This is a genomic window from Bacillota bacterium, assembly GCA_036504675.1.
GTDB lineage: Bacteria > Bacillota > Sulfobacillia > JAJYWN01 > JAJZPE01 > DASXUT01.
In genome coordinates, this window is the sequence record DASXUT010000098.1 from 1 (window position 1) to 1,985 (window position 1,985).

A 1,985-nucleotide genomic window follows, 5' to 3' on the forward strand; every position below is an offset into this window, starting at 1 on the left:
CGAGGTTCATCCGTCGGTGGCCGCCCTCCTGATCGGGGCCGGCGGGGTCAACCTGAAGGAACTCGAGCGGAACACCGGCAAGGCTGTGTACGTCAAGGGTTCAGCGGAGTGCCATCCGGAAGAGATGAAGATCCGCGGCCTGGGGACCCGGGAAGAGGTCGAGGCCAAGGCCCTGCCGGTCTATCAGGGGCAGACGGTCGAGGTCAAGATCGAAGAGCCGCACGTCTCCAACCTCTGGGACGGCATCGCCAGGATCGACGGTTACGTCATCGACATCGAGGGCGCCGGCAAACGGGTCGGCGAAAAAGTCAAGGTGGAAATCACCAAGGTCTACCGGACCTACGCCAAAGGCCGGGTGGTCTAGAGCCTGCCAACACGAAGGAGACCCAGTCACTTGACCGGGTCTCCTTCTTCTTGCGGAATGGGCTCCCCCCGCTTTACTTCCCGGGCTCGACCGGGTAGTTGAGGGGCTTGCCGTCATACGGCTTGACCGCCAGGACGCCCTTGTCGTCGGTCCAGGCGGACAGGCCGAACTTCATCGCATAGGCGTCGTATCCCAGGAGGTTCAGGAGCATCGCCGTTTGGCTGGCCGTGTGGCCGGTGTAACAGACGACGATGATCTTCTTGCCGGTCGGGAGCTTCTTCAAGTTCTCGAGCTTGGCGATCTGCTTAAAAGGAATGGTTATGGCGCCGGGCACGTGGCCCTTGGCGTCATGCTCCTCGCTGCGGACGCTGAGGATGAAGTACGATGGATCCTTGCCCACGACGACCTTGTTCTGGACGTCCTCGGCGGAGATCGTCGGCGCCTTCCCTGAGGTCAGATAGGTTTCTGCGCGGGCCAGGATGATTGAGTTGAGGTCCTTCTTGCCGGTCTTCAGGGTAGGCGGGGTGTTCTCGGATTTGCCCGGATCGACTTTGGTGTCCATGGGGTAATTGCCGGGCACCAAAACCGGCACAGCCATCCCCAGGACGTCTTTGTTGTCCGTCCACGCCGACATTCCGAACTTCATGGCGTAGGCCTCGTACCCCAGGAGGTTCAGGAGCATGGTCACCTGGCTGGCGGTGTGCCCGGTGTAACAGATGACCACGATCTTCTTGTCTTTCGGCAGCTTGGCCAGGTTCTCGGGTTTGTACACCTGGTTCCACGGAATGGTGATCGCCCCTGGTACGTGCCCCTTCGCGTCATCCTCCGGCTTTCTGACGCTGAGAAGGAAGTAGCCCGGGTCCTTGCCCAGGACGATCTTGTTCTGAACGTCTTCGGCCGAGATGGTCGGGGCTCTGCCCGAGGATAGGTACTTCTCGGCCGTGGTGGCAATCTGGTCGAACTCACTGGGCCCGCGGGCGCACCCGCCAAGGACCATGACCAGCGCCACCGCTAAGGCCATCGACAGGGCCGTTAATCTGACGGCACGACGGTTCATTTTCCTCCACCTCCGCGAATCTCAGTCAGTTGGAGCAGCGGTCATCGGCATGCTGTCTTCGAGCCCGGTTTCATCCGGGCATCCCCCTAGCGTCCAACCGGGAAAGGCAGGCGCTGGACGATGACGTCCCTATTGGCGGTCCGTTCGTCGGCGGGGACGTCCTTCTCCTGAAGGAATAGGGACGGGGTTCCATGGCAGGCGCCACAGCTGGCGTTCTGAGCGGTGCGCCTGGCGATGGAGTGAGGCGTCGCGTACTTGAACGTCGGGACGGCGTCGAAGTCCTTCAGGAGGTCCTGCCCGTAATAGGCGAAGGTATCACGGGCCACCGGGACATGCCGTACGACAACGTAGTCGTAAGGCCGGTCGGTGGATTTGTAGGGGTTCCGGCCAATCTTGAAGTCGAAGACGGATCGGTCGGTCTTGAAGTAGCTCAAGCCTTTCTGGTCCTTGCCCACGTGGCATCCATAGCAGTTGTTGTAAGGTTGGGCGTGGCACACCTGGCACTGTAGAAGGATCTTGCTGGTGCCATTCAGTCCGTGCCGGCGATGCGCCGGTTGGCCGCCC

The 1,985-nt window shown here is 61.4% G+C and carries 3 protein-coding genes; 1 reads left to right on the forward strand and 2 read right to left on the reverse strand.

Annotated elements, in window-relative coordinates:
- A partial coding sequence (locus VGL40_07550; protein ID HEY3315113.1) for a TRAM domain-containing protein occupies positions 1 to 364 on the forward strand: 364 nt, incomplete at its 5' end.
- A gap of 73 nt (positions 365 to 437) precedes the next feature.
- On the opposite strand, the gene VGL40_07555 is transcribed toward VGL40_07550, so the two are convergent.
- Complete coding sequence (locus VGL40_07555; protein HEY3315114.1) at positions 438 to 1,421, reverse strand: rhodanese-like domain-containing protein; 984 nt, start codon at positions 1,419 to 1,421, stop codon at positions 438 to 440.
- Between the two features lie 86 nt (positions 1,422 to 1,507).
- The coding region (locus VGL40_07560) for a hypothetical protein (protein HEY3315115.1) at positions 1,508 to 1,985 on the reverse strand (478 nt) is incomplete at its 5' end.